24 protein-coding genes and 3 pseudogenes are annotated in these 25,282 nt (G+C 57.0%); 11 read left to right on the plus strand and 16 right to left on the minus strand.

The window, feature by feature from the left end; translation table 11 throughout:
- The first annotated feature begins 6 nt into the window (after positions 1-6).
- The 3 genes from HBJ59_RS10760 to HBJ59_RS10770 all read left to right on the plus strand — a co-directional run bounded on the left by HBJ59_RS10760 (position 7) and on the right by HBJ59_RS10770 (position 2,660).
- Positions 7-774: an N-acetylmuramoyl-L-alanine amidase gene (locus tag HBJ59_RS10760; protein ID WP_167663532.1), complete on the plus strand. Its 768-nt coding sequence runs from the start codon at positions 7-9 to the stop codon at positions 772-774.
- Positions 775-954: 180 nt separating this feature from the next.
- Positions 955-2,355 (plus strand): aspartate aminotransferase family protein, encoded by a 1,401-nt coding sequence (locus HBJ59_RS10765; protein ID WP_167663533.1) that lies wholly within the window; start codon positions 955-957, stop codon positions 2,353-2,355.
- A gap of 80 nt (positions 2,356-2,435) precedes the next feature.
- A complete protein-coding gene (locus HBJ59_RS10770; RefSeq protein WP_003209001.1) occupies positions 2,436-2,660 on the plus strand; it encodes an MbtH family protein in 225 nt (74 codons plus the stop codon).
- Between the two features lie 149 nt (positions 2,661-2,809).
- Here HBJ59_RS10770 and HBJ59_RS10775 read toward each other — a convergent pair.
- The 9 genes and pseudogenes from HBJ59_RS10775 to HBJ59_RS10815 all read right to left on the minus strand — a co-directional run.
- Positions 2,810-2,941, minus strand: a pseudogene (locus HBJ59_RS10775) (metal ABC transporter substrate-binding protein); the annotation flags it as partial.
- A 163-nt stretch (positions 2,942-3,104) separates the two neighbouring features.
- On the minus strand, positions 3,105-4,052 hold the full coding sequence (locus HBJ59_RS10780) for a metal ABC transporter solute-binding protein, Zn/Mn family (protein ID WP_167663534.1): 948 nt from the start codon (positions 4,050-4,052) through the stop codon (positions 3,105-3,107).
- A complete protein-coding gene (locus HBJ59_RS10785; protein WP_029300631.1) occupies positions 4,052-4,951 on the minus strand; it encodes a metal ABC transporter permease in 900 nt (299 codons plus the stop codon). The genes HBJ59_RS10780 and HBJ59_RS10785 overlap by 1 nt, the downstream gene beginning before the upstream one ends.
- The gene (locus tag HBJ59_RS10790; protein WP_167663535.1) at positions 4,948-5,694 is read right to left on the minus strand and encodes a metal ABC transporter ATP-binding protein; all 747 of its coding nucleotides are present in this window, start codon (positions 5,692-5,694) and stop codon (positions 4,948-4,950) included. The genes HBJ59_RS10785 and HBJ59_RS10790 overlap by 4 nt, the downstream gene beginning before the upstream one ends.
- Entirely contained in the window at positions 5,691-6,611 is a 921-nt protein-coding gene (locus HBJ59_RS10795) for a metal ABC transporter substrate-binding protein (protein WP_167663536.1), read from the minus strand. Before HBJ59_RS10795 ends, HBJ59_RS10790 begins: the two co-directional genes overlap by 4 nt.
- Before the next feature lie 25 nt (positions 6,612-6,636).
- Positions 6,637-7,197 carry a DUF6162 family protein gene (locus tag HBJ59_RS10800; protein WP_167663537.1) on the minus strand — a complete coding sequence of 187 codons (561 nt, stop codon included), beginning with the start codon at positions 7,195-7,197 and terminating at the stop codon, positions 6,637-6,639.
- Positions 7,194-7,523 carry a hypothetical protein gene (locus HBJ59_RS10805; RefSeq protein ID WP_167663538.1) on the minus strand — a complete coding sequence of 110 codons (330 nt, stop codon included), beginning with the start codon at positions 7,521-7,523 and terminating at the stop codon, positions 7,194-7,196. The genes HBJ59_RS10800 and HBJ59_RS10805 overlap by 4 nt, the downstream gene beginning before the upstream one ends.
- Positions 7,520-8,059, minus strand: a complete 540-nt coding sequence (locus tag HBJ59_RS10810) for a thiamine pyrophosphate-binding protein (RefSeq protein ID WP_167663539.1) — start codon at positions 8,057-8,059, stop codon at positions 7,520-7,522. Before HBJ59_RS10810 ends, HBJ59_RS10805 begins: the two co-directional genes overlap by 4 nt.
- Complete coding sequence (locus HBJ59_RS10815; protein ID WP_167663540.1) at positions 8,056-9,258, minus strand: PepSY domain-containing protein; 1,203 nt, start codon at positions 9,256-9,258, stop codon at positions 8,056-8,058. Before HBJ59_RS10815 ends, HBJ59_RS10810 begins: the two co-directional genes overlap by 4 nt.
- Before the next feature lie 251 nt (positions 9,259-9,509).
- Between HBJ59_RS10815 and leuC the strand changes: the two genes are divergently transcribed.
- Together leuC and leuD are read left to right on the plus strand one after the other, a co-directional pair.
- Positions 9,510-10,931, plus strand: a complete 1,422-nt coding sequence (gene leuC / locus HBJ59_RS10820) for a 3-isopropylmalate dehydratase large subunit (protein ID WP_167663541.1) — start codon at positions 9,510-9,512, stop codon at positions 10,929-10,931.
- Positions 10,928-11,542 (plus strand): 3-isopropylmalate dehydratase small subunit, encoded by a 615-nt coding sequence (leuD, locus tag HBJ59_RS10825; RefSeq protein ID WP_167663542.1) that lies wholly within the window; start codon positions 10,928-10,930, stop codon positions 11,540-11,542. Before leuC ends, leuD begins: the two co-directional genes overlap by 4 nt.
- A 911-nt stretch (positions 11,543-12,453) precedes the next feature.
- Here leuD and HBJ59_RS10830 read toward each other — a convergent pair.
- Positions 12,454-13,416 (minus strand): zinc-binding dehydrogenase, encoded by a 963-nt coding sequence (locus tag HBJ59_RS10830; protein WP_076015300.1) that lies wholly within the window; start codon positions 13,414-13,416, stop codon positions 12,454-12,456.
- Positions 13,417-13,554: 138 nt separating this feature from the next.
- Here HBJ59_RS10830 and HBJ59_RS10835 point away from each other — a divergent pair, with 138 nt between their 5' ends.
- From HBJ59_RS10835 to HBJ59_RS10855, 5 genes and pseudogenes are all read left to right on the plus strand, one after another.
- On the plus strand, positions 13,555-15,636 hold the full coding sequence (locus HBJ59_RS10835) for a carboxy terminal-processing peptidase (RefSeq protein WP_173860379.1): 2,082 nt from the start codon (positions 13,555-13,557) through the stop codon (positions 15,634-15,636).
- 112 nt (positions 15,637-15,748) lie between these two features.
- Positions 15,749-17,092, plus strand: a pseudogene (locus HBJ59_RS10840) (EAL domain-containing protein); the annotation flags it as partial.
- 303 nt (positions 17,093-17,395) lie between these two features.
- Positions 17,396-17,659: a type II toxin-antitoxin system HigB family toxin gene (locus tag HBJ59_RS10845; RefSeq protein ID WP_167663944.1), complete on the plus strand. Its 264-nt coding sequence runs from the start codon at positions 17,396-17,398 to the stop codon at positions 17,657-17,659.
- A complete protein-coding gene (locus HBJ59_RS10850) occupies positions 17,656-18,867 on the plus strand; it encodes an ImmA/IrrE family metallo-endopeptidase (RefSeq protein ID WP_167663544.1) in 1,212 nt (403 codons plus the stop codon). Before HBJ59_RS10845 ends, HBJ59_RS10850 begins: the two co-directional genes overlap by 4 nt.
- Positions 18,868-18,878: 11 nt before the next feature.
- Entirely contained in the window at positions 18,879-20,012 is a 1,134-nt protein-coding gene (locus tag HBJ59_RS10855) for a beta family protein (RefSeq protein WP_167663545.1), read from the plus strand.
- Positions 20,013-20,053: 41 nt separating this feature from the next.
- On the opposite strand, the gene HBJ59_RS10860 is transcribed toward HBJ59_RS10855, so the two are convergent.
- The gene (locus HBJ59_RS10860; protein WP_167663546.1) at positions 20,054-21,796 is read right to left on the minus strand and encodes a P-loop NTPase fold protein; all 1,743 of its coding nucleotides are present in this window, start codon (positions 21,794-21,796) and stop codon (positions 20,054-20,056) included.
- A gap of 319 nt (positions 21,797-22,115) precedes the next feature.
- On the opposite strand from HBJ59_RS10860, the pseudogene HBJ59_RS10865 reads away from it, so the two are divergent.
- A pseudogene (locus HBJ59_RS10865) lies at positions 22,116-22,571 on the plus strand (diguanylate cyclase domain-containing protein); the annotation flags it as partial.
- A 1-nt stretch (position 22,572) separates the two neighbouring features.
- On the opposite strand, the gene HBJ59_RS10870 reads toward HBJ59_RS10865, so the two are convergent.
- The 5 genes from HBJ59_RS10870 to HBJ59_RS10890 all read right to left on the minus strand — a co-directional run bounded on the left by HBJ59_RS10870 (position 22,573) and on the right by HBJ59_RS10890 (position 25,280).
- Complete coding sequence (locus tag HBJ59_RS10870; RefSeq protein ID WP_076015297.1) at positions 22,573-22,959, minus strand: tetratricopeptide repeat protein; 387 nt, start codon at positions 22,957-22,959, stop codon at positions 22,573-22,575.
- Positions 22,959-23,330, minus strand: coding sequence for a hypothetical protein (locus HBJ59_RS10875; RefSeq protein ID WP_010166435.1), 372 nt, complete (start codon positions 23,328-23,330; stop codon positions 22,959-22,961). Before HBJ59_RS10875 ends, HBJ59_RS10870 begins: the two co-directional genes overlap by 1 nt.
- Positions 23,327-23,665: a helix-turn-helix transcriptional regulator gene (locus tag HBJ59_RS10880; protein ID WP_076015296.1), complete on the minus strand. Its 339-nt coding sequence runs from the start codon at positions 23,663-23,665 to the stop codon at positions 23,327-23,329. Before HBJ59_RS10880 ends, HBJ59_RS10875 begins: the two co-directional genes overlap by 4 nt.
- Positions 23,666-23,762: 97 nt before the next feature.
- Positions 23,763-24,218 carry a YkvA family protein gene (locus tag HBJ59_RS10885; protein WP_076015295.1) on the minus strand — a complete coding sequence of 152 codons (456 nt, stop codon included), beginning with the start codon at positions 24,216-24,218 and terminating at the stop codon, positions 23,763-23,765.
- A gap of 321 nt (positions 24,219-24,539) precedes the next feature.
- Positions 24,540-25,280, minus strand: coding sequence for an FKBP-type peptidyl-prolyl cis-trans isomerase (locus HBJ59_RS10890; RefSeq protein WP_167663547.1), 741 nt, complete (start codon positions 25,278-25,280; stop codon positions 24,540-24,542).
- Positions 25,281-25,282: the final 2 nt, after the last annotated feature.

Genomic DNA, 25,282 nt, shown 5'->3' on the forward strand with positions numbered 1-25,282 from the left:
GCGCCTATGTTGGTCATCGATTCCACGTTTCCCGCAAAAGACTTTAACCAGCGCAATGGCGAAGCCGTGCGCCAGGTGATTGTGCATTACACCGCTGCGCCTTTTGCTTCGTCATTGCGTACGCTGACCCGTGACGGTGTCAGTGCGCGCTACCTGTTGCCTGATCCTCATGACGCCAGCTACCGCGCCGCCGGCTACGACGAACTGCGGGTGTTCCGCCTGGTGGACGAAGCGCAGCGCGCCTGGCATGCCGGCGCGAGCCACTGGGCCGGGCGTGACAACCTGAATAGCCCCTCGATCGGGATTGAAATTGTCAATCAGGCCCGGGATGAAGCCGGTGTGTTTAGCTTTTCCGCGTATGGCCCTGAACAGATCGACGTGTTGATTGCACTGATTCGCGACATTCAGGGGCGTTACCCGGCGATCGGTCCTACCGATATTCTCGGGCATTCGGACATTGCCTATTGGCGCAAGAGCGACCCGGGACCGCGCCTGCCGTGGCGTTGTCTGTTTGAAGCCGGCGTGGGTGCCTGGTTCGATGAGCCCGCCAAGGTGTCCTATGAACGGCGATTTTCCATAGGGTTGCCTCCGGAAGTAGAGATCGAGCGGGCGTTTCAGCGCTATGGCTACGCCCCGGCAAAGGATCGCCAGGGCTTCCGACAGCGGGTCAGGGCGTTCCAGATGCACTATCGGTCTCGCGATTACAGTGGGCAACTCGACAGCGAGACCTGCGCAATTCTGTATGCCTTGAATGAAAAGTACACAGGGCTATGAGGGTGTTTCCTACATTCCTGTGGGGATAGACAGGCGTAAATGTGGGTTTTAACTCTACGGGTGTAAATCCTCCCCTCGCTGATGCGTTTCCAGAACAGGAAATCCGTGCGTTGCCCTTGGGCCAGACGCCAACGGGTTGGCAGTTTGGTCACCATCATCAGCGTATTGAGGGATCTGGAAATGTCAGTCGCTACCAGCCGTATTGAAGAGACCCAAGCGGTCCCTGCGGAAACGCTCTACCAGTTCGACGAAACCCCGCTGCTGGCCCGCCAGCGCCAGCAGGAATCCAATGCTCGCAGCTACCCTCGGCGCATTCCCCTGGCGCTCAAGCGCGCCCGCGGGATCTACGTCGAGGACGTCGAAGGCCGCAGCTTTATCGACTGCCTGGCCGGCGCCGGCACCCTGGCGCTGGGGCATAACCACCCGGTGGTGATCGAGGCCATTCGCCAGGTGTTGAGCGATGAATTGCCGTTGCACACCCTGGACCTGACCACACCGGTCAAGGATCAGTTCGTGCAGGACCTGTTCGGCCTGTTGCCGTCGGCGCTGGCGCGGGAAGCCAAGATCCAGTTCTGCGGCCCAACCGGTACCGATGCGGTAGAAGCCGCGCTGAAACTGGTGCGCACCGCCACCGGACGCAGCACGGTGTTGTCGTTCCAGGGCGGTTATCACGGCATGAGCCAGGGCGCCCTGAGCCTGATGGGCAGCCTGGGGCCGAAAAAGCCGCTGGGTGCCTTGCTCAGTAATGGCGTGCAATTCCTGCCGTTTCCCTACGACTACCGTTGTCCGTTCGGGCTGGGTGGGGCGGAAGGGGTCAAGGTCAACCTGCATTACCTGGAAAACCTGCTCAACGACCCCGAGGCCGGTGTTTTGCTGCCGGCAGCCGTGATCGTTGAAGTGGTGCAGGGCGAGGGCGGCGTGATCCCGGCCGATCTCGACTGGCTGCGTGGCCTGCGCCGTATTACCGAACAAGCCGGAGTGGCGTTGATCGTTGACGAAATCCAGAGCGGTTTTGGTCGTACCGGCAAGATGTTTGCTTTCGAACACGCCGGCATCGTCCCGGACGTGGTGGTGCTGTCCAAGGCGATCGGCGGCAGCCTGCCGCTGGCGGTGGTGGTGTATCGCGACTGGCTCGACACCTGGTTGCCGGGCGCCCATGCCGGAACCTTCCGTGGCAATCAGATGGCCATGGCCGCCGGGTCGGCAGTGATGCGCTACCTTAAAGACCACGATATTCCCGCCCACGCGGCCGCCATGGGCGAGCGCCTTGGGGAGCACCTGCGCATCCTGCAGCGCGACTTCCCGCAGTTGGGGGACATTCGTGGTCGTGGGCTGATGCTCGGCGTGGAGCTGGTGGATCCCGCAGGCGCCCCGGACACTCAGGGCCACCCGCCGGTGCATCGTCAATTGGCGCCACTGGTACAGCGTGAATGCCTCAAGCGCGGGCTGATCCTTGAACTGGGCGGTCGTCATGGCAGCGTTGTGCGTTTCCTGCCGCCGTTGGTGATTACCGCCGCAGAAATCGACCGTGTGGCCGAGATCTTTGGTCGCGCCCTGGCGGCAGCGGTCGCCACCCTCTAATTTTTTACCGGGCTGGCACGTTCTTTCTTACATCAGCTGTGCGTGGTGCGCAGCCAGCCTTACACCGACGGAGAACAGCAATGACCTCAGTATTCGACCGCGAAGACATCCTGTTTCAGGTAGTGGTCAACCATGAAGAACAATATTCCATCTGGCCCGACTACAAAGCCGTGCCGGAAGGCTGGCGCACCGTCGGCAAGAGCGGGATGAAGAAAGAGTGCCTGGCCTACATCGAAGAAGTGTGGACCGACATGCGCCCGTTGAGCCTGCGCCAGAAGATGGACAGCCAGGCGTTGGCGGGCTGACCCAGACCTCGGGCACAACACAGATCCAAATGTGGGAGCGGGCTTGCTCGCGAAGGCGCCGTGTCAGTCACTTTATGCGTTGACTGTCACACCGCTTTCGCGAGCAAGCCCGCTCCCACATTTGCTGTGTTTCGCTTGTGAGAGGCGCGTTATAGCGCCTTGATCACCTGATCCACATTGCCTTCCAGTTCTGCCACCGGGTCGGCGCCATCGGTGTCCAGCACCAGCAACTTCGCCCCGCCTGCCGCGACCGCCGCCTGCACCGCATCGCTTGGCTTGCGGGTTGGCGGGCTGACCCAGACCTCGGGCACAACACAGATCCAAATGTGGGAGCGGGCTTGCTCGCGAAGGCGTCGTGTCAGTCACTGTATGTGTTGACTGTCACAGCGCTTTCGCGAGCAAGCCCGCTCCCACATTTACTGTGTTTGACCTGTGAGAGGCGCGTTACAGGGCCTTGATCACCTGGTCCACATTGCCTTCCAGCTCTGCAACCGGGTCTGGGCCATCGGTGCCCAGCACCAACAACTTCGCCCCGCCCGCCGTGACAGCTGCCTGCACTGCATCGCTTGGCTGACGATGATGCAACACCACGGCTACCTCATTTTCCTTCAAGCTTGCAGTCAGTTGTTGCAACGCCTCGGGTGTCCACTCGGTATCGGCCCGCGCATCGGTGCTGACCAGTTCCAGATTCAAGCCACTGACGAGGTAACCAAAGTGATCGCTCAGGCTGACCACCGTCAGGTTGTCGGCCTTGGCCAGTCGCGCCTCGCTGTCGGCCGTGAGCTTGAGCAGGCGTTGCTTGAGGCCGGCCAGGTTGGCCTCGATCTGCACCTTGGCCTCGGGTGCCAGGCGGCTCAGGTCGGCGGCCATCACATCGGCCATGCGTCCCATGTTGTTGCTCGCTTGCCACGGCTGGCTGTTCAAACCGTCGATGGCGCCCGGCTGCACGGCAATCCCCGGTAAACCACCGTCCACCGGGCGGGCAGCGTCGACTTCTATGATGCGGATATTGCTGCGCCGGGCCACCGGATACAGCGGGTCATCCGGCCACAACGAGCGCAGGCCGATGGCCGCGTCGGCGTCCAGCGCCAGGGTGTTCAATGCCTGTGCGCCGCGCCCGGTGAAATAGGCGACTTGCCGCGAGCCGGGCAGGTTGGCCGGTGCCGCGCGTTCAAGTTGCACATCGGTGCCTTTGAGCAGCATCTGCGCCAGGCCGTAAGTAATCGGCAGCGCGGCGAGTACTTTCACCGGCTTTAACCCGTGGGCCTTGTTCAGGGCGGCATGGCCGACGCCTTGGTTGGCGGTGATCTGCAAAGGCTTGACGCCGTCGGCAGCGAACGCCGGTGTGGCGATTGCCAGGGCCAGCAGCAGTGGTCGAAAAATCGGGCGCATTATCCAAGATTCCCTTTCAGGCTGGGGACCGTGCCGCGAGCGATGGCGGCGAGGGCGAAGGCAATACCGGCTACCAGAATGATTGCGGCACCGGACGGAATCGGCAGGTCGAAGATGATTGGCAGCAGGATCCCGCACAGGGTGCTGACGGTGGCGATTACCACCGAGATCCAGAAGAACCCTTTGAGCGACTGGCTCAACAGGCGTGCGGCAGCCGCCGGAATCACCAGCAACGCACCCACCAGGATCGCGCCGATGACCTTGACTGCCGCAACGGTGATGAGCGTCACCAGGATCACGAACAGATAATCCAGGGTCTTCACCGCTACCCCGCGCACCGCCGCCAGTTGCGGGTTGAAGCTGGCCAGCATGATGCGGTTGTACAGCGGCAGGGCCAGGGCCATCACCAGTGAGCCGACAATCGCCAGCACCAGCAGGTCATTGCCGTTCACTGTCAGCACCGAGCCGAACAACACGTTTTCAAGGATGTGCACGTTGATTTTGCCCGCCAGAATCAGCAGCAGGCTCGCGCCCAGGGCCAGCGAAACCGACAGGAACACGCCGATCAAGGTATCCGGCGCCAGGCCGGTGCGGTTGCGCAAGTAGTTGAGCAGGATCCCGAACAACAGGCAGTAGCCAAACAGGCTGCCGTAAGGCCCGGTGTAGGGTTCACCCAGCAGAATGCCCACGGCCACGCCGGTCAAGGCAGCATGGCCCACCGCTTCGGAAAAGAATGCAAAGCGCTTGACCACCACCAGGGTGCCCAAACCGCCCAGCACCGGGCCGATCAGCAGCCCGGCCAGCAGCGCGTTGACCACAAACCCATAGGCCAGTGCTTCCGGTAAATACCCGGAAGACGCCCAGCCCTGGACCATCAAGCGAAAGGCTTCGTAGCTCATAAGGCCGGGCTCCGTGGGTGGGTGGAGAACAGGGTCAGCAGGCGGTCCGGGGTCAGCGCCTCCTTGGGCGTAGCGTCGAACAGCACGCGGCGGTTCAGCCCGGTGACGCGGTCAGCCAAGCGGCCGACGGCTTCCAGATCGTGTTCGATCCACAGCACGGTGATCCCGGCCTGGCGCCAGTCGCTCAGCAAGCGCTCGAACACCTGGATACCGGCTTCATCCAGCGCCGACATCGGTTCGTCCAGCACCAGCAATTGCGGCGCCGGGATCAAGCCTTGTGCCAGCAGAACGCGCTGGCGCTCACCGCCAGACAAGGCTCCCATGCGCCGTTTGCGCTTGTCCTGCATGCCGACCCGCTCCAGTGCGTCGCCAATCGCGGCAGCGTAGTGCTTTGACAGCCCGAGAAACGCCGGACGCCGCTGGCACATCGCAGCCATGAAGTCGTCGACAGTCATCGGCAAGCCCCTGTCGAACTCCAGCGCCTGGGGCACGTAGCCGATGGTGCCGGGTGCGTCCGGCCAGTGCAGGCTCAACTGGCCCTGGTGCGGCGTTTGCCCCAGCAGGGTCTTGATCAGCGAGCTTTTTCCGCCGCCGTTGGGCCCCACCAGCGCATGAATACTGCCGGGCTGGACCTGGAAGCTCACCGCGTCGAGGATCACGGTACGGCCCAGGGTCAGTGCCACGTTATTGAAGTCGAGGGTCGGGCCAACTCTGGCCACGCTCAAGTGTTCAGCCGCCGTCATGCCCCGGACTCCTGAATCGCCCGCACCACGGTATTGAGGTTGCCGGTCATTTCCACTTCGTACTTTTCAGGGCTGTAGTCGCCGTAGGAGATGTGCGACAGCGGGTACAGCTTCACCCCGGATTCACGCTGGATGGTGTCGACGTAGCTGGACGGGAAGTCCATCTCTGAGAAGATCACTTTCACGTCCAGCTCCCGCAGTTGGTCGATGGTTTTCTTCAACTGGCTGGGGCTCGGTTCGATGCCATGTGCCGGTTCCACCACGGCAGTGACTTCCAGGCCGAACTCCCGCAGCAGGTAGTCATACGCCGCGTGCACCGTGGCCACCCGCAGGTCGGGGTTGGGTGCGCTGGTGAGTTTGGCCAGGGCGTCGGCGCGCATCTGGCGCAGGCGCTTGCCGTAGGCCCGGGCGTTCTGGGTGTAGGTCTTGGCGTTGTCCGGGTCGAGCTTGCCCAGTTCCCGGGCGATGTTATTCACCTGGGCAATCGAGGCGCTGATGGACAGGAAGGTGTGCGGGTTGACCACCTTGCCGGCACCGCGCGCGGCGTTGCCGGTGGCGGCCAGCAGCGGCACGTTGGCGTTGGCCTCGATCACCGGGATGTCCGGATGCTCACTGGTGGCGATCATGCGGTCGGCGAAATCGTCATGGCCGACACCATTGAGCACGATCACATCCAGCGTGCCGATGCGCTTGATGTCTTCGGCACGGGGCTCGTAGGCGTGTGGGTTGAAGCCGGCCGGAATCAACGGCACGACTTCAGCTTTGTCCCCGACGATATTGGCCACGTAGCTGTAATACGGGTGCAGGGTGATGCCGATGCGCAGGCGTTTGGCAGGGTCGGCACTCGCGAATGGGGCCAGCAGCACGGTAATCAGGCCGACCAGCACCAGGCGTAATAATGGAGATGAAATAGACATGGTCTTCTCTCGCTACAGCGTGAATTCAATGACGATGCTGGCGGGTGACACCGGCATCGAATTGCGCGACCACTTGCTGCCAGCCCGCGCTGATCAGCGCCTGGTCAGTGAGGTCGGTGGGGGCGGTGAGGTTGGCGCTGCGGTTGAGCCAGATATCCGGCTCGGCACCACGGATGCGCATCAACAACGAACCGCTGAGGTCCGGTGTCTGGCTCAGGCCCAGGTAGCCTGCGTCCAGCAACTGCCAGCGGTGGTCGCCGCGGCTCACCGAGCTGGCGTCCTGGGCGAAGGGCGCAAAACCTTCCTCGGCCAGTTGCTCAGGCGTTGGCAGGGCGCTGTGTTCTTGCTGCAGCAAGTGGATTTCATCCAGGGTCACCCGCAGGTCGGCGTAGATGCCTTGCTCGGCGGCGCTGAGGTCGCGGCGGGCGTCCAGTTGGTGACTGGGCACGGCGGCGATCTCCTGGCTTTCACCGCGCAGGGCCACCACGGTGCCGGCAACGGCGAGGATGATCAGGCACAACAGCAGGACATACAGGGTTTCATGGCCGGCACCGGCAGGGCGCACGACTTGGGTTGTACGGCTCATTGGGGCTGGATATCCGCTTGGTCGATTTCCACAACGTGGCCGGGGCCCGCATCAAACAACACGTAGAACTCGGCGGACGGTTTCTTGAAGGTCAGCTTCGAGTCTTCACCCAGCTTGCCGGGCACCAGGATGGTTTCGTCATAGCCGATCACATCCAGGGTCACGCCGGGGGCGCCGCTGCCATCGGAGAAACCGCCGGTGCACTGGATCTGCTCGCCGGGGATTTCCTTGCATTCGCACATCGGGTTGTGGGCGAGGGCGACGGTACTGAAACCGGCGCCGAGGATCAGCACGCCACAGGCGCGGGCCAGTTGCGGCAAAGTCATGGTTTAACTCCTCGTTTTTTCAGCCAGTCGATGGTGGCCGGCGATGCCTGGCTCAAGGGAACGGACGCCTGGTGCATGGCGCCGTCCCAGCCTTCCATGGTGATCCACACTTCGGCGTCCAGTGGTGTGCGTTCGGGGATCGGCAGCATGGCGCCCATGCGATACGGTGTACCGAAGAAGATCACTCCGGCGGCCCGCAGGCTGCGAGGCTTGCCGATGCGCAGGTAGGTCGCCTTGACCTGGTCGATGCACGTGGCGCACAGGGCGGCATTGAAGGATTTCATCGGCCCCGCCGGGTCGGGGCGCGGGGCCTCGTTACGCAGTTCGGCGAGCTTCACGCTCCATGGGCCGACCTGCACTTCGCCGATCTCCCGCTCGCCAAGACCGCTGTCACCGCGAAACAGCGCGGCGTCGGCAAAGTACTTGGGCATAAAGCCCAGGGGCACCAGAATCAGCAGGATATTGATGTGGAAGCGCCACTTGAGCCAGAAGGCACGCAGGGGAGAGGGCGGGTTAATCGTCGTGGCCTTGTTCATCGGTTGCCCTCCGTGGTTTCAGCCTGTCCAAGCGGATTTTCCAGCGGTTGCCGGCGCACCTTGGCGCCACGCTTGAGTGCGTTGAGCGTGGCCAGCGCCGTGCGTTTGCTCCAGATCAGCAGACCGCTTAAGACCATCATGCTCAGTACCAAACCGAAGAAGAACCAGATCATCTTGATCCACAGTCCGCCAAAATCCCCGGTGTGCAGCGGGCGCATGGATTCGGTGACGAACTCCAGGCCGGAGCGGTCGGACAGCAGGTGCGAGGCGGCGATTTCGCCGTTGTAAGGGTTGATTTGCGCGGTTTGGTACATCAGCGGGTACCAGCCCCGGCCACCAATCATCAAATGGCTATAGGCCGTCGCCGGCAGGCTGACGAAACTGGCTTCCAGGCCTGGAATGCGCTGGGTGGCGATGTCGATTGCCTCGTCCAGGGGAATCATCGGCGCACGCACGCCTGGGCTGGACAGGGGCACCTTGTCCCGGGTGATCACCGGGACAATTGGTTCACTGGAAATCGAGATCTGGTTATCGAAGAGAATCGCCTGAATCAGAAACCAGGTGCCGGTTATGGAAATGACTGCAATAAACCAGATCGACCAGATCCCGCTCAATCGGTGAAAGTCACCCCAGAAGATTCGCGCGCCATGGTTGAAACGCAGGGTCGGCTTGAAAAAGCCTTTCCAGAAACGCTTGTAGACCACCAGGCCCGTAACCAGCGAGGCCAGCAGCGGCAAACCCAGCAACGAGACCAGGTACCAGCCCCAACTGAAACCGTTGGTGAACGGCACCAGCCACCAGCCGTGCAGTGCGCGGGTGAATTGTTGGAAGTCGAACGACGGGGCGATCCCCTGGATCACCCCCGTGTAGGGGTTGACGAACACTTCTACGGTGCGTCCGTCGGGATAGGCCACGTTCGACGTCAGGGCGAAATGCGACTCGTCGGGGCGGCTCAGGGATTTAACGATGGTCTGCGGCTCGGCGCGGTTCATGGCCTCGATGACTTGTTCGTAGCTGAGCAGTTCGGCATCGTCCGACGGCTTGCTGGCGCGGATGTCCGGGTTGGCCAGCCAGACGATCTCCTGGCTGACCACCGCCAGGGTGCCAGTGACGCAGACGATCAGCACAAAGAACCAGATGGGCAATGCCAGCCAGCTGTGCACGAGAAACCAGAGTTTTGAGCGTGACTTCTTCGACATGTGAATGAGGGTCTTGATCGGAGGGGGGCAGTAAAGGCCCGGAAAACGCCGCCCGTAGCTTTTGCTGACGCGAGCGGCTGTATCTAAGTTAAGACGGATGAGAAATGCAAAACCCTAAGGCGGATATGAAAGTAAATGTTTCAGATAGCCATTCATGCAACACGAAACATGTTCCGAGTCATCACCAAGGCGGGATTGATGGGGCGGGGGCGCTGCCTATGATGGAGCCATACCGTTGAGCGAGCCCAATAATGACTTCTGCCAGAACCCTCTACGACAAACACATCGACTCCCACACGGTGTGCCGCCTGGATGACCAGGGCCATGTGCTGCTGTACATCGACCGCCAGGTGATCAATGAATACACCAGCCCGCAAGCCTTCAGCGGCTTGCGCGAGGCGGGCCGTGGCGTATGGCGCCCCGGCACGGCGCTGGCGGTGGTCGACCATGTGAACCCCACCACGCCCAAGCGCATCGCGACCATGCCGGATGCTGGCGGCGAGCGCCAAGTGTCGTACCTGGCGGAAAACTGCCGTGACTTCGGGATTGAGCTGCTGGATATTCTCGACAAGCGCCAAGGCATCGAACATGTGATCGCCCCGGAGCAGGGTTTTATCCTGCCGGGCATGGTGATCGCTGCCGGCGACAGCCACACCACCACTTACGGTGCCTTGGGCGCGTTCGGCTTTGGCATTGGCACCTCGGAAATCGAGCATTTGCTGGCCTCGCAAACCCTGGTCTACAAGCGCCTGAAAAGCATGCGCGTGACCGTGGACGGCGAACTGGCCCACGGCCTGACTTCCAAAGACGTGATCATGGCGCTGATCGGCAAGATCGGCGCTTCGGGAGCCACCGGCTACGCCATTGAGTTTTGCGGTTCGACCATCGATGCCCTGAGTGTCGAGGCGCGCATGACCATCTGCAATATGGCGGTAGAAGCGGGCGCCCGCGGCGCCTTCATGGCGCCGGATGAAAAAGTGTTCACCTACCTCAAGGGCAAACCCCGCGCGCCGAAGGGCGAGTTGTGGGAGCGCGCCCTGGTGGGCTGGCGCCAACTGCACTCGGATGCCGACGCGTTGTTCGACCTCGAAGTGCAACTGGACGCCACCGGCCTGGAGCCGATGGTCACCTGGGGCACCAGCCCTGACCAGGCCGCGCCCATCGGCGCCCGCGTGCCAGACCCGCAAGACGTCAGCGACCTGATCCTGCGCCAGGACATGCGCCGCGCCCTGAACTACATGGGCCTGGAAGCCGGCATGCCGTTGAGTGAGATCGTCATCAGCCATGCGTTTATCGGCTCCTGCACCAACGCCCGCATCGAAGACCTGCGCGATGCCGCCAGCGTGGTGCGCGGCAAGCACGTGGCCGATCACGTGCGGGCGATGATCGTGCCGGGCTCCACCGAAGTGCGTGACCAGGCCGAAGCCGAAGGCCTTGCTGCGATCTTTATCGAGGCCGGGTTTGAATGGCGCCAGTCCGGGTGCTCGATGTGCCTGGCAATGAACGACGACGTGCTGGAGGCGGGCGACCGCTGCGCCTCCAGCACCAACCGCAACTTCGAAGGCCGCCAGGGTGCGGGAGCCCGCACTCACCTGATGAGCCCGGCCATGGTTGCAGCCGCCGCCATCACCGGCCGCCTGACGGACATTCGCCACTTTGGAGACCGCACATGAGCCTGCAACCTTTCACCCGGATCACCGGCAAGGCCGCGCCGATGCTAGCGGCCAATATCGACACCGACGTGATCATGCCCAAGCAGTTTCTCAAGGGCATCGACCGTAACGGGCTGGATCGCGGTTTGTTCTTTGATTTGCGCTTTTTGGCGTCGGGCGAACCAAATCCGGAGTTTGTGCTGAACCAGTCAGCCTGGCGGGGCGCGAGCTTTATGGTGGTGGGGCCGAATTTTGGCTGTGGTTCCAGCCGGGAGCATGCGGTGTGGGGCTTGAAGCAGATGGGCATTCGCGCGCTGATCGGCAGTAGCTTTGCGGGGATTTTCTATGACAACTGCCAGCGTAATGGGGTGTTGTTGATCACGCTGGAGGAGGCGGTGTTGCAGCGGTTGGGGCAGACGGTGAGTCAGCCTGAACAGGCGCAGATCAGCGTGGACCTTGAGGCGCAGGAGATTCTTTTGGCGGACGGGCAGGTGATTGGGTTTCAGATTGATACGTTGCGCAAGACTGCGTTGTTGCTGGGGCTGGATGCCATTGGCACGACGTTGCAGCGCAGCGAGCAGATCAAGGTGTTTGAGCGGGGGCATCTGGCGGCCAATCCCTGGCTTGGGTGATGGGCCTGGTGTTGCAGGTTGACTGCCGTGAAATTGCGTACATATCCGTTATTTAGGTAAAGGCCGCTTAGGGTTCCGCTCTTACAGCGGGTCACTTTTGAAAAGCGCAAAAGTAACCAAAACGCTCTGCCCCGCCTGTCGGCACCTCGCCTAGGCTCGGTGTTCCCTCACTCCGGTATTGCTCCGCGGGCCGCCGCGACGGGCCATCCATGGCCCGGCGCGGCTAAACCGGCGTCCTGCCGGTTTACCCGCTCCGCAATACCTGCGTTCGGCCTCGGGCTGAATGGGGCAGTCAGATCAAGATCAAAAGCAGATCAAAAGCAGAGCACAGCGGCCTCCCGGCCGGCTTGAGTGTTAGAAGCAGAGGCAAGATCGAGAGCGAAAGCAGAGCTGCTTTTCTGTGGGAGCGGGCTTGCTCGCGAAAAACCTGAGGGCGCCGCGTTCATTCAGGATGCCARCGTCATCGTTAACGGCCTTCGCGAGCAAGCCCGCTCCCACATTTGGACCGTGCCCGCTTTAGCTTCTGATTTTGCTGTTGCCTTTGCTTCACCACACTCAAGCCGGCCTGCAGGCCGCCGCTGTGCCCTTGATCTGCTTTTGATCTTGATCTTAGGCGCCCCGTTAAACCACGCTGGCCGAACGCAGGCTTTGGAGCGTGGGTAACCCGGCAGGACGCCGGGTTAGCCGCGCTGGGCCAAGGATGGCCCATCGCGGCGGCCCACGCTCCAAAGCCTTCGTTCGGGCACACCGAGCCCAAGCGAGGTGCCGAGTGGTGGGGCAAGAGCGTTTTGCTTACTTTTGCGCTGTTCAAAAGTGAGCCGCTGTAAGAGCGGAACCAATACCAGCCATCACCCAAATAACGGATATACACCCAGCCCAACTCCCCCCCAACACAAATGATGCATCTGAAATCAGGTCAGACTCTCGTCAATCACCAACACCAGCTTCCCGGAAATCTGATTAGTCGCCAGTTCCGCAAACGCAGCCTCGGCATCCTTGATCGCAAACGTCTTGGCCAATTGCGGACTCAAACGACCCTCGGCAAACAACGGCCATACATGCTGGCTCAAGTCACTGAACAGGTCAGCCTTGAACTGATCATCCCGGCTACGCAACGTCGACCCCAACACCTGCACACGCTTGGCCAACACCTGCGCAAAATCGATCTGCGCCTCACGGCCGCCCATCAAGCCAATCAACACCCAGCGCCCATCACGCGCCGCGAGCTTGAGATTCAACGCAGCATAGTTCCCGCCCACCGGGTCAAGAATCACATCGAACGGTCCAAAATCACTCAGCCCCTCGATGCCGTCAGTACGTACCACACCCCCCTGAGCCCCCAGCGCTTCACAGTACGCCAAGCGATCCGCCGACCCCACACTGACCCAGCACGGGCTACCAAACGCCTTGCACAACTGAATCGCCGCCGACCCCACGCCACTGGCGCCAGCATGCAACAGCACCTTCTCCCCAGGCTTGAGGCTCGCCAGCTGGAACAGATTCAGCCACGCAGTGCTGTACACCTCGGGCAACCCGGCAGCTTCCACCAGCGACACGCCCTCAGGCACCGGCAGCACATGCCGCGCATCCACCACCACTTCTTCAGCCATCCCGCCGCCAGCCAACAAGGCGCAAACGCGATCACCCACTTGCCACGACGAACCAGCACCGACTTCGCTGATCACCCCGGAACACTCCAGGCCCAGCACCTGACTGGCTCCTGGAGGCGGTGGATAGAGCCCTGACCGCTGTAATAAATCGGCCCGATTCAGGCCCGCAGCCGCCACACGAATGCGAACTTGGCCTACATCACATGTAGGACTCGGCTCATCTTGCCACTCCACATGACCTTCAACGCCTTGCAATGCTTTCACAGTGCCTCCATAGTGAGTCTGGACTGAGCCCGTTGCTGTAGCGCCGGGCTTTTTGCATTATGCGACCGGCCCATATGGAACCGGCGACTTCAAAGACGGCCTAATATGCGTTATCAATTGCCCCCGCGTCGAATCAGCATGAAGCATTTGTTCCCCAGCACCGCCCTCGCTCTTTTTATTGGTATCGGCCTTCTGCCGCTATCGAGCAATACGTTCGCAGCCAACAGCTGGGACAATCTTCAGCCTGATCGCGATGAGGTGATTGCCAGCCTTAACGTCGTTGAGTTGCTCAAGCGCCATCATTACAGCAAGCCGCCGCTGGACGACGCTCGCTCGGTGATCATTTACGACAGCTACCTCAAGCTGTTGGATCCCTCGCGCAGCTATTTCCTGGCCAGTGACATCACCGAGTTCGACAAGTGGAAGACGCAGTTCGACGACTTCCTCAAGAGCGGTGATTTGCAGCCCGGCTTCACTATCTACAAGCGTTACCTGGACCGCGTCAAAGCGCGTCTGGACTTCGCCATTGGTGAGCTGAACAAGGGCGTCGACAAGCTCGACTTCACCAAGAAAGAGACCTTGCTGGTTGACCGCAAGGACGCTCCTTGGCTGACCACCGAAGCCGAGCTGGACGACCTGTGGCGCAAACGCGTCAAGGATGAAGTCCTGCGCTTGAAGATCGCCGGCAAAGAGCCGAAGGCCATTCAGGAACTGTTGACCAAGCGCTACAAGAATCAGCTGGCACGTCTGGATCAGACCCGTGCCGAAGATATCTTCCAGGCCTACATCAACACCTTCGCAATGTCCTACGACCCGCACACCAATTATCTGTCACCAGATAACGCGGAAAATTTCGATATCAACATGAGTCTGTCGCTGGAAGGCATCGGTGCCGTCCTGCAAAGCGATAACGACCAGGTGAAAATCGTGCGTCTGGTGCCGGCAGGTCCTGCCGACAAGACCAAGCAGGTTGCTCCGGCCGACAAGATCATCGGTGTGGCCCAGGCCGACAAAGAGATGGTCGACGTGGTCGGCTGGCGTCTCGATGAAGTGGTCAAGCTGATCCGTGGTCCGAAAGGCAGCGTGGTGCGCCTGGAAGTGATTCCGCACACCAACGCGCCGAACGACCAGACCAGCAAGATCGTGTCCATCACCCGTGAAGCGGTGAAGCTCGAAGACCAGGCCGTCCAAAAGCAAGTCCTCAACCTCAAGCAGGATGGCAAGGACTACAAGCTGGGCGTGGTTGTGATCCCGGCGTTCTACCTGGACTTCAAAGCGTTCCGCGCCGGTGATCCGGACTACAAGAGCACCACCCGCGACGTTAAGAAAATCCTGACAGAACTGCAGAAGGAAAAAGTCGACGGCGTGGTCATCGACCTGCGCAACAACGGCGGCGGCTCCCTGCAGGAAGCCACCGAGCTGACCAGTCTGTTTATCGACAAGGGTCCGACCGTACTGGTGCGTAACGCTGACGGCCGTGTAGACGTGCTGGAAGACGAGAACCCGGGTGCCTTCTACAAAGGGCCGATGGCGTTGCTGGTCAACCGCCTCTCGGCATCGGCTTCGGAGATTTTCGCCGGCGCGATGCAGGACTACCACCGGGCGCTGATTATCGGCGGCCAGACCTTCGGCAAAGGCACCGTGCAGACCATCCAGCCGCTGAACCATGGCGAGCTGAAACTGACCCTGGCCAAGTTCTACCGGGTTTCCGGGCAGAGCACCCAGCATCAGGGCGTACTGCCGGATATCGATTTCCCGTCGATCATCGACACCAAGGAAATCGGCGAGAGCGCCCTGCCCGAGGCCATGCCGTGGGACACCATCCGTCCTGCGATCAAGCCGGCGGTGGACCCGTTCAAACCGTACGTCGCGCAGTTGAAAACTGATCACGATACCCGCTCCGCCAAGGATGCCGAGTTCATCTTCATCCGCGACAAACTGGCCCTGGCCAAGAAGTTGATGGAAGAGAAAACCGTCAGCCTGAACGAAGCCGATCGTCGTGCGCAGCACACCGACATCGAGAATCAGCAACTGGTGCTGGAGAACGCCCGCCGCAAGGCCAAAGGCGAAGCTCCACTCAAGGAACTGAAGAAAGAAGACGAAGACGCGATCGCCGCCGAGCCTGATAAAACCAAGCCGGAAGATGATGCCTACCTGAGCGAGACCGGGCGGATCCTGCTGGATTACTTGAAAATCAGTAAGACGGTGGCCAAGCAGTAAATGATGGCAATTTAATGTGAACGCTCCCCGGAGTGTCATCAAATAGACATCATTCTGTCGTGAAATGAAGGACCTGCCCAAGCAGGTCCTTTTTTTTCGACCCGAGAAAATCATGACCATGACCGAACAGCTGAATGCATTGGGCTCAATCCTGGCTCAAGGCAGTTTGCACAGCCTGTTCCAACCGATCATTTCTCTGTCCGAGCGACGCGTGGTCGGTTACGAGGCCCTCAGCCGTGGCCCGTCCAACAGCCCGCTGCACTCGCCTATCGCGCTGTTCTCCGTTGCCCGCCATGCCGGGCGCCTCAGCGAGCTGGAGATGGTCTGCCGGGAAAGTGCCTGCCGACGGTTCAGCGACCAGAAGCTACCGGGCAAGCTGTTCCTTAACGTCTCGCCCGAATCCCTGCTGGAAACCGCGCACCAGCCCGGCCGCACCCTGCAACTGCTCAGCGATTTCGGCATCCCGCCCAGCCAGGTGGTGATCGAACTGACCGAGCAAACCCCGACCGACGACTTTCAACTGCTGCAAACCGCGCTGCATCATTACCGCGACATGGGCTTTTCGATTGCCCTGGATGACCTGGGTGCCGGCTATTCCAGCCTGCGGCTGTGGTCGGAATTGCGCCCGGACTACGTGAAGATCGACCGGCATTTTATCGACGGCATCCACCAGGACGCCCTCAAGCGCGAATTTGTCGGCTCGATCCTGCAAATCGCCAAGGCCTCCCGGGCCCAGGTCATCGCCGAAGGCATCGAATTGCCGGAAGAGTTGGCGGTGCTCACCGAGATGGGCGTCGACCTGGTGCAGGGCTACCTGCTCTGCCGCCCCCAGGAACATCCGCCGCAGGAAGCCCGGCTGATGCTGCCAAAGCCGGACAGCGCCAACGTCGCGCTGAATGACGAAGGCAGCGACCTCAGCGCCCTGCTCAACGAACAACCGGCGGTGGGCCAGCACACCGCCACGGCGCAGGTGCTGGAAGCCTTCCGGCGCCAGGCCAACCTCAACTCCCTGGCGGTGCTGGATGAGCGTGGCCATCCAATCGGCATCGTGCACCGGCACTCGTTGTCGGACGCCCTGCTCAAGCCGTTTGCTACCGACCTGTTCGCCCGCAAGCCCATCAGCCGCTTGATGAGTGATGACTTCCTCGCCGTGGAGGTGAGCCAGTCCTTGCAGCAAGTCAGCCGCCTGCTCACCAGCCGCGCACGCCAGCGCATCGAGGAAGATTTCATCATCACCCTCAACGGTGATTACCTGGGGCTGGGCCGGGTGATCGACGTGCTCAAGCTGATTACCGAGCTGAAAATCCAGCAGGCGCGCTACGCCAACCCGCTGACCTTGCTGCCGGGCAACGTACCGATCCAGCAGTGCCTGACGCGGTTGTTGCAGCAACAGCGTGAGTCAGTGATCTGCTACGTGGATATCGACAGTTTCAAGCCATTCAACGAGATGAACGGAAGCGTTTTGTACAAAAAAATGCGTGACGAGCCGGACACGGCTAACCAGATGATTCGCCTCGTCGCGGGGCTGATTCAGCAGAGCTATGATCTTGTGCCGAAGAAACGAAAAATCTGGAGCGATGGATAGACCAAGCCCGCCACCAAGCTAGTGAACGAAAGGTTCACCTCCAGAACAAGCACTCGCTTGAAATCTCATGATCTATGAGGCATCGAGCGCGTTCCCAATTTGGGAACAAACGCTTGACGTCCTATAGAACCAAGAGTAATTTGTTCCCAAATTGGGAACAAAAAATACGTGATCATGAGACTGCTAGGGCGTGACAAGCTCCTTCCCTTGAAAGGGAAAAGCGAGCAAATCGATAAATGGATTTCCAGCTGGGTCAGCGAGATCGCTAATGCCAACTGGAAAAGCCCCGATGAATTGATTGAACAATATCCTAGTGCTCAAAAAGTAAAGGAAGGACACTTTTCGTTCTGTGTTTGCTCTTCCCGTTACTTTATTGAACTGACGATTGCCTTCGCTCAAGGCATTGCCATCATCACTGCTCCGATTAAAAAGCTATGAATATTTTAGAAGCAAAAATTATCCGTACTGAACAACAGTACCAAGCGTACTTTGAAAAAGTACAACAACTTGTTCACTCGATGCCCAAGCCGGGCACTAAAGAAAGTGACGAGCTTGAATTGCTCTCCATACTTATTGAAGATTATGAAAAACAAAAATATCCTGTAGAGAGTCCTGACCCTATCGATGCCATCCTATTCAGGATGGAAGAAAAAGGCTTAAAACAAGCAGACCTAGTCCCATACTTCGGCACTAGAAGCCGCGTATCTGAGATACTTTCACGCAAACGCCCTCTTACAGTCCCAATGATAAGAGCACTCGCAATAGGGTTAGGAATATCAACAGACACTTTAATCGGGCTTTCCGAAATAGAAAGCTCCTCAAATAAAGAAAGCATAGACTGGAAAAAATTTCCGTTCACTGAAATGGTGACAAGAGGTTGGATTCTAAAAGCAACCGAAAAAGCAAAGATCACCGCCGAAGACATAGTTAAAAACTTTATATCTGAAATGGGGTTACAAGCAAGCGGAGCTTCATTCAGGAGAACGCTCAAAGGTGAAGCAGCAACACCGACGACCCATTACACGCTTTATGCATGGGTAGCCCGAATCATCCAAAAGTCTCGTGCAACACGTAAAAATACAAATTATAAAAAAGACTCAATAGACAACAGCTTCATCAAAGAACTATCACATTTAAGCAGATATGAAAACGGCCCTCTGCTAGCGGTTAATTTACTGGAGGAAATAGGAGTATCCGTAATTATAGAACCTCACCTTAAAGGAACAATGCTAGATGGAGCAGCCTTACAAGATAGTGATGGAACACCTATAATTGGCCTAACCTTAAGATACGATAGAATAGATAACTTCTGGTTTACACTGATACATGAAGTTGCTCACATATGGAAACATGTGGAGGACAACTCTGAAGCAATACTCGATGATTTAGAAACACCATCCGATGATAGGAGAGAAGCCGAAGCCAATAGAATAGCCCGTGAGACTTTCATCCCAAGAGCCATATGGAAAAGATCTGAGGCTTATTTGAGTCCTAGTAAAGAAACTATCCTACAGCTCTCTCAGGACTTGAGAATACATCCAGCAATAATCGCTGGAAGATTAAGGCAAGAAAGCGGCAACTATAATCTGTTTTCTGACCTCGTCGGACAAGGCGAAGTGAGAAAGCTTTTCAGATCTGAACCTTAAGGTACCTTGTGATGAACAATCAATACTTTCCAATTTTGAAAGCAAAAAAAGGCGAACTAGAAGCTCTGAGCAAACTTTCGCCCAGTGTTCTTGCTCGCACCACGCCGATTATCGAACTTGCGAAATTAGGTGGCAAGCAGTTAGAAACGGCTATAAAGCGTACAAATACTCCTTTCAAAGAGTATGTTGAAAAATGCTCTCTTGCCGTGTCAAAAGCCACTCCAAAGAAACAGGTCATGATTGACATTTTTCAATGGCCGGCGAATTTCACAGTGGAAACTGGTGAGCACATTTTAAACTACAGCATCGATCAGCTCGCTGCACGAGGCGTTATCCCTTGCCCGATCATAGGATATGATCGCTGGGACATTGTAGAATACAAAGAGGCAATAAAGTCGATTAATCTTGTAGAAGGCCAATTCTTTAGCATTCGCTTAGATAGTGTCGCTCTTGAAGACATGCTCGACCCTGACTACTTCAACGAAATACTGGAAGATATTACCGTCGAGACCGGATTAGATCCAGCGTCTACCCCTGTAATAATCGACTTAGCAGATATTTCAAATAAATCTGTAAGCGATGCGATAGAAACAATACAACATGCTTACGAACATATGCGTTCATTAGGATTCACTTATATAATAGTAATTGGTAGCTCCATTCCAGCATCGGTGAATTTAGCCGTAAAAACAAAAGATTCTTCTGGAACTATATTCAGAAAGGAAATTTTGGCTTGGAAAGGTTTTTTGCAAGCATTCCCAAATGCTAGCTTGTATTTTGGCGACTACGGTGTTCGCAATCCAAGGGCAGCGGAGAACATTATCGCACCCGATATGAACGGAAAAATACGCTACACGATTGAAAACAGCTATTTTATAGCCAGAGGACATTCGTTAAGGCAGGATAACAAAACAGCTCAAAACAACGTTTTGGCAAAAGCAATCGTTGATTCGCATCACTATATGGGTGCTAACTTCAGCTGGGGAGACTTCCGTATAATGGAGTGCAGCCAAGGCAAATTTGTTGGCAGCCCCACCACATGGATATCAATCGATACTAATCACCACATCAGCTCCCTCACCACCGAAATTTATGAATTTACCAGCCAACTTGCAGCGACAGTTTCCAGAACAGAAAAAGCATGACGAATATAGGCCCGACGATTTGTTGCCGGGCCTAATTTTTTCTAAGGAGCATTTTGTTCTTTCAGTGCCTCATAAATCGTTTGATAGCTCATATAAGTATCTGTTCGCATCTTATTTAGCAACGACTCGCCGCGTATTTTCAGTATCGCCTCGTAAGACTTCAGAAAAATATCCCTAAAAGCTACCTGCGACTCATCATCAGAGGCTCGAATAGAGCCGAACTCTAAACAATATAAGACCCAAGAGTGTAACGCCTCATCTTTAGCATTCGAAAAAAAATCATAAAAACTTTCAACCGAAGCCTTAGCAAGCTTTAAATAGTCCTCACTATTTAGACCATTTGTCCCAACATAAGGCAGAATGTAATCTGCGAACCCCTTCTCAGCTTTTGACTCTTCAATATATGCATTCAACGCATCTGAAAGATACTTATCTTTAGGCCATCTATACAGGCTTCGCTTATCAATCACCGTACCTTGTCGCGTCAATCCCAGCATGTACTCATCGACAATCTGCGTAGCTCTTTCGTTACGCTCCAACCCCCTATAAGCCTCACATACTGAATCCAAATCCATGAAGGACATTTTACCCAAACAAACTTTTAACGCACTTTCAAAAGACGCAATCAACTCATCTTCATCATCATTAAAAGAACACCTATACACAGACCACGCAGCTCTAAGCATCTGTATATCTTTGTTATGCTCTACTTTTGCTACCAGCTCCTCAGCCAACTTCCTTATCTCAACACCATCTAAATAACCTTTCTCCACCAAAGAAATGATAGCTATATCTAATTCATCACAGCTCGAAAAACCGTACTCTTTCAAAAAAATTGAAACTTTATTTTTATTTGCAGTATCCGGCAAGTCATCTTTATTTGAAAAGTAAGCTTCAAAACCACTACCGCCCAACTCCTTAATTGCACCTATCATTACACGCTGGGGGTCACTGGAGTAAATTGACCAAACGGCCAATGTAAGAGTATGTAATACTTGCGTGACTATTGGCTCTGGGTAATTACGTATCACCGAGTCCAGAGACTTTGAAAAATAAAGAATTTTCTTGAGAATTCTGATATTGGAAATATTAAGGGCTACAGAGTTTACCAGCAACCTATGCTCATACTCATCATCCACATTAAAAACCAAATTCGCAGCTTCGTCTGGAGTAGGAGCAAACTCAATTTCATAATCAAATACTTTTTCGTTAAATTGGAAGTACTCGTCCAAATCAACATTTAATTGAGAATGATTCAACACTAAAATAATACTGCAATTTTTATTCTCCACCAGATAAGAAATAAGTCCCAAAATCTCCTTACCAGATAGACCTGAATTTCTTCGCTCATAATCATCAATACAAATCAAAGTATCAGAAACACTTGCGAAAGAGATAGCATCGACTACACCACCCAACCCCTTTACAAACGGTATTGATGCCGCATCAGTAGTAACCTTCACACCTTTCCTTACAGCTCTCTCTAAGGCTTGCCCTACGCCTGCTAAATTCCCAATCAGGCTTTTGAAGTCTCCATTAGTATCAGCATTTTCGCTAGAGACAATATTTTCAAAAATTGCCCGCTTTAAATCAACTAAATTACTTAATCCAAAAAGCGATACATATGCGTATTTATTACGAGATATTGACTCTTTTTTCTGTTTTAGCAACATATTCCAAAGATATGTTTTCCCAGTGCCCCACTCGCCTTTTAAAACAACAGCTCTGGAATTAGGCTCAGAGATGAACATCTCCAATGCAGATTTAACCTGTTGAACAGACATATAGCACTCCTTGCAATTAATTTAACTAAACAAGCCAGCAAATCTCGCAACATACATAAATCGATATTAGATAGAAAAACTCAAAACACCGACAACGAGAATCCATCGCAACGCCATACATGCATTTACGAAAAGAAAACTATATTAAGCCAATATGGAGTAATTGACGATTATTGAGTCATGCAAAAACTCGTAGACCAAGGGACGCCTTGCATAGAGTTCGATAGGGTTCTCGGCCTCGACAAATGAATCCTGCCCGTAAAGAATGCCCCCCTTCAACAAGCTGTACGGGAGCGTTTTGTACAAATTTTTCACAGGGCCGTTCAACGATATCTACGGCTATGGCCGCGGCGATGAAGTGCTGCTGTGCCTGGCGCAATGCCTGAACGACCGGGTAGACCCAAGCCGCGACTTTGTCGGGCATATCGGCGGTGATGATTTTTTGCTGGTGTTGGGGCCGCAGGATTGGCGCAAGCGGCTTAACCAGCTGCTGGACGACTTCCACACCCAATGCCGGCGCTTCTATCGCAGCGAGCATCTGGACGCGGGCTGTTTCGTTGCACTGAACCGCCAGGGTGTGCGCCAGGAGTTTGCGTTGCTGTCGCTGTCCATCGGCGTGGTGCATTTGTATCCACAGGCCTGTGGACAACTCGATGCCAGCCAATTGGCAGAACTGGCCTCGCAAGCCAAGCACCACGCGAAGAACGTGGCGGGCTACAGCATTCATGTGATCGACAGTCTGCAGCTGGGCCAGGCAGAACCGGAGTCGCTCTAGGTCAGAGTTGTTCCAGGCGAATCTGCGCCAGCGGGTGCCCGGCCCGGGCGGCGATTTTCCACCAGCGTGCCGCTTCCAGCGGATCCGGCGCCTTGCCAAGGCTGCCCGCGAGGCTCAACACCCCAATCTGGTACGCAGCCTTGCCATCTCCGGCCTGGGCCGCCAGCCGCAACAGCCGCACGCCCTCTTCACGGGCGCCGAGGCCCTTGCCGCGAAACGTCAGGATATGTCCGTAGAAACTCTGTGCCCCTACGTCGCCCAGATTGGCCATGCGTGCGAACTGACCTTCAAGCCATTGCCAGCAACGCGGCTGCCGCATGAACCAGGACCAATGAAACAATTTGCGCGCCAGCCAATAACTGACATACGCCTTAAGCTTCCAAAACACTAAGCCTCCGCTGACTCGGGATAATCGTACTCAAACACCCGCACCACCTCCGATGCGTGCCACGACGCTGCGGCCACGCCATCGGACGGCCCGCAGAAGCGTCCAAGACGCTCCACACATTCAAAGAAACCGGTACGTGGCAAGCGGCTGGCGCCCTGGCTGATCACCAGGGAACTGCGCAGCGGTTGGTCGGCCTTGGCATCCAGCGCCGCCAGGTGTTCCAGCGCGGCCGTCAGGGTTTGCATGGCCGGCGTGGGAAATTGCAGACGCTCCAGCAATGCGCGGTAGGTCAAGAGATGGCGCTGTCGGCGCGCCTGATCAAGTTCGTTGATTAACCCATCCCAATGCTGACGGCTGATGCGTACGCTCACGTTTCGTCCCTCCAACCTGCGACGCCCAGTTCCCAGGCCAGGCTGCGGCGGATGGCTGCGTCCGGCTGGCGTTCACCACTTTCGATCAAGCCCAGGTAAGACGGGCTGATGCCCACTGTGCGCGCCAGAACCTCGATGGCCAGGCCCTTGGCCTCGCGCAGGCTTCGCAGCTGCTCCAGGGGGCGTAGATCGGGTTCGGCAGCGGTTTGGCTAAGGGTCGAAGCAGGAGGTGTTGGCTGTTGCTGCCCGGCGGCTTTTAACAGCGCCTGATACTGAGCCCATGGCAGAACCGCATATTCGGGTTCGCCATCCTTTCTAATTATCTGAATATCCATGAATGCCCCGTAGGATCACAACACTTACTTCGTAAGTACTTTCCTTAGGAGTGTAATCCTAACAGCCACAAAGAGCGCAGGGGGATATTCGCAAGCTTCAGTTTTTTTTCAGGTGTTCCTGCTCAAGCAACAGAGGCGTCGCTGGCAGGCGCTCAACCACCGCGAGCTTCTCCGGGACCTGACGCTCGCGCCAGGCGCGAAACGCGCTCAGTTCACCGTTCAGGGTCTTCATGACCCACGCCAGCACGGCGATGTCGTCGAGCATGCCGAACACCGGGATAAAGTCCGGGATCGCGTCAATCGGGCTGAGGAAGTACATCAGCCCCGCCACCACCGAAATCAGCGCCTTGGGGCTGATGGCCCGGTACTCGCCGCGCCAGTAGGCCAGGCACAAGGCCTGGAGCAGTTTGAGGTCGTCCTTGAGCTTGCCCAAGCGGTTGCCCTGGCTCGAGCCTTTGGCGGCAACGGCGAACAGCAATGTAGGCAAGCGCCCTCGGCCAAGCAGGCGGGCGGCCATGGGCAGGAAACGGGTGAAATTAAACGGTGCTTTCATCGTCACTCCAGTTCCAGGCGACAGAAAAGGTTATCCACACAAATTGTGGATAACCTTGTGAACAGAGCCTATTTTCCAGGCTGAAAGCCACGTAATACAAGGCCTACAGTCAGATCGGGCGTTTTTTGCGCACATAAAAAAAACCCAAGAATTCATTGACTTGGAGATAATCTGCGTCTACCCGTACTCAGGTCTTTTATCAGACTGCTCTAGACCGCGTGGGTTCGGTTGATTTTGGCCGGGATCCAAATGGAAAGGTTATGCACAGGCCAGAAACAACAACGCCCCGTCGAGACGGGGCGTTGTGTGTTCAGGCGCTGATTACTTCTTGGCAGCCGGTGCAGCCGGTGCGTCAGGTGCTTCAGCCTTGGACGGGTCCTTGATGGCCAGCAGTTCCAGGTCGAATACCAGCACGGAGTTGGCTGGAATCGCCGGGCTCGGGCTCTGGGCACCGTAGGCCAGGTCGGACGGGATGTACAACTCGACCTTCTCGCCAACGTGCATCAGTTGCAGGCCTTCGACCCAACCTGGAATCACGCCGCTGACCGGCAGGTCAATCGGGCTACCGCGATCCACGGAGCTGTCAAAGGTGGTGCCGTTGGTGAGCTTGCCGGTGTAGTGAACAGTCACTACGTCGGTAGGCTTGGGTTGAGCACCGTCAGCTTTCTTCACGATCTTGTATTGCAGACCGGAAGCAGTGGTGACAACGCCGTCTTTCTTGGCGTTCTCTTCGAGGAATTTCTTGCCGGCGGTTGCCGACTCTTCGCTCATCTTGGCCATACGCTCTTCAGCACGTTTTTGCAGTGCGGCGAAGGCTTCGACCAGCTCGTCGTCTTTCAGCTTCTGTTCTTTCTTGCCGACGGCATCTTCGATGCCTTGGGCTACGGCTTTGGAGTCCAGGTCATCCATGCCTTCTTGAGCAAGGCTTTTGCCCATGTTCAGGCCGATACCGTAGGAAGCTTTTTGCGCCGGGGTTTTCAGCTCTACGCTGGTTTGCGAATCACAACCCGCAAGTACCAGGCTAACCAGGGCCACCGCCGCCGCCAACCGATGCTGTTTCATGC

Source organism: Pseudomonas sp. AN3A02 (genome assembly GCF_011765255.1).
GTDB lineage: Bacteria > Pseudomonadota > Gammaproteobacteria > Pseudomonadales > Pseudomonadaceae > Aquipseudomonas.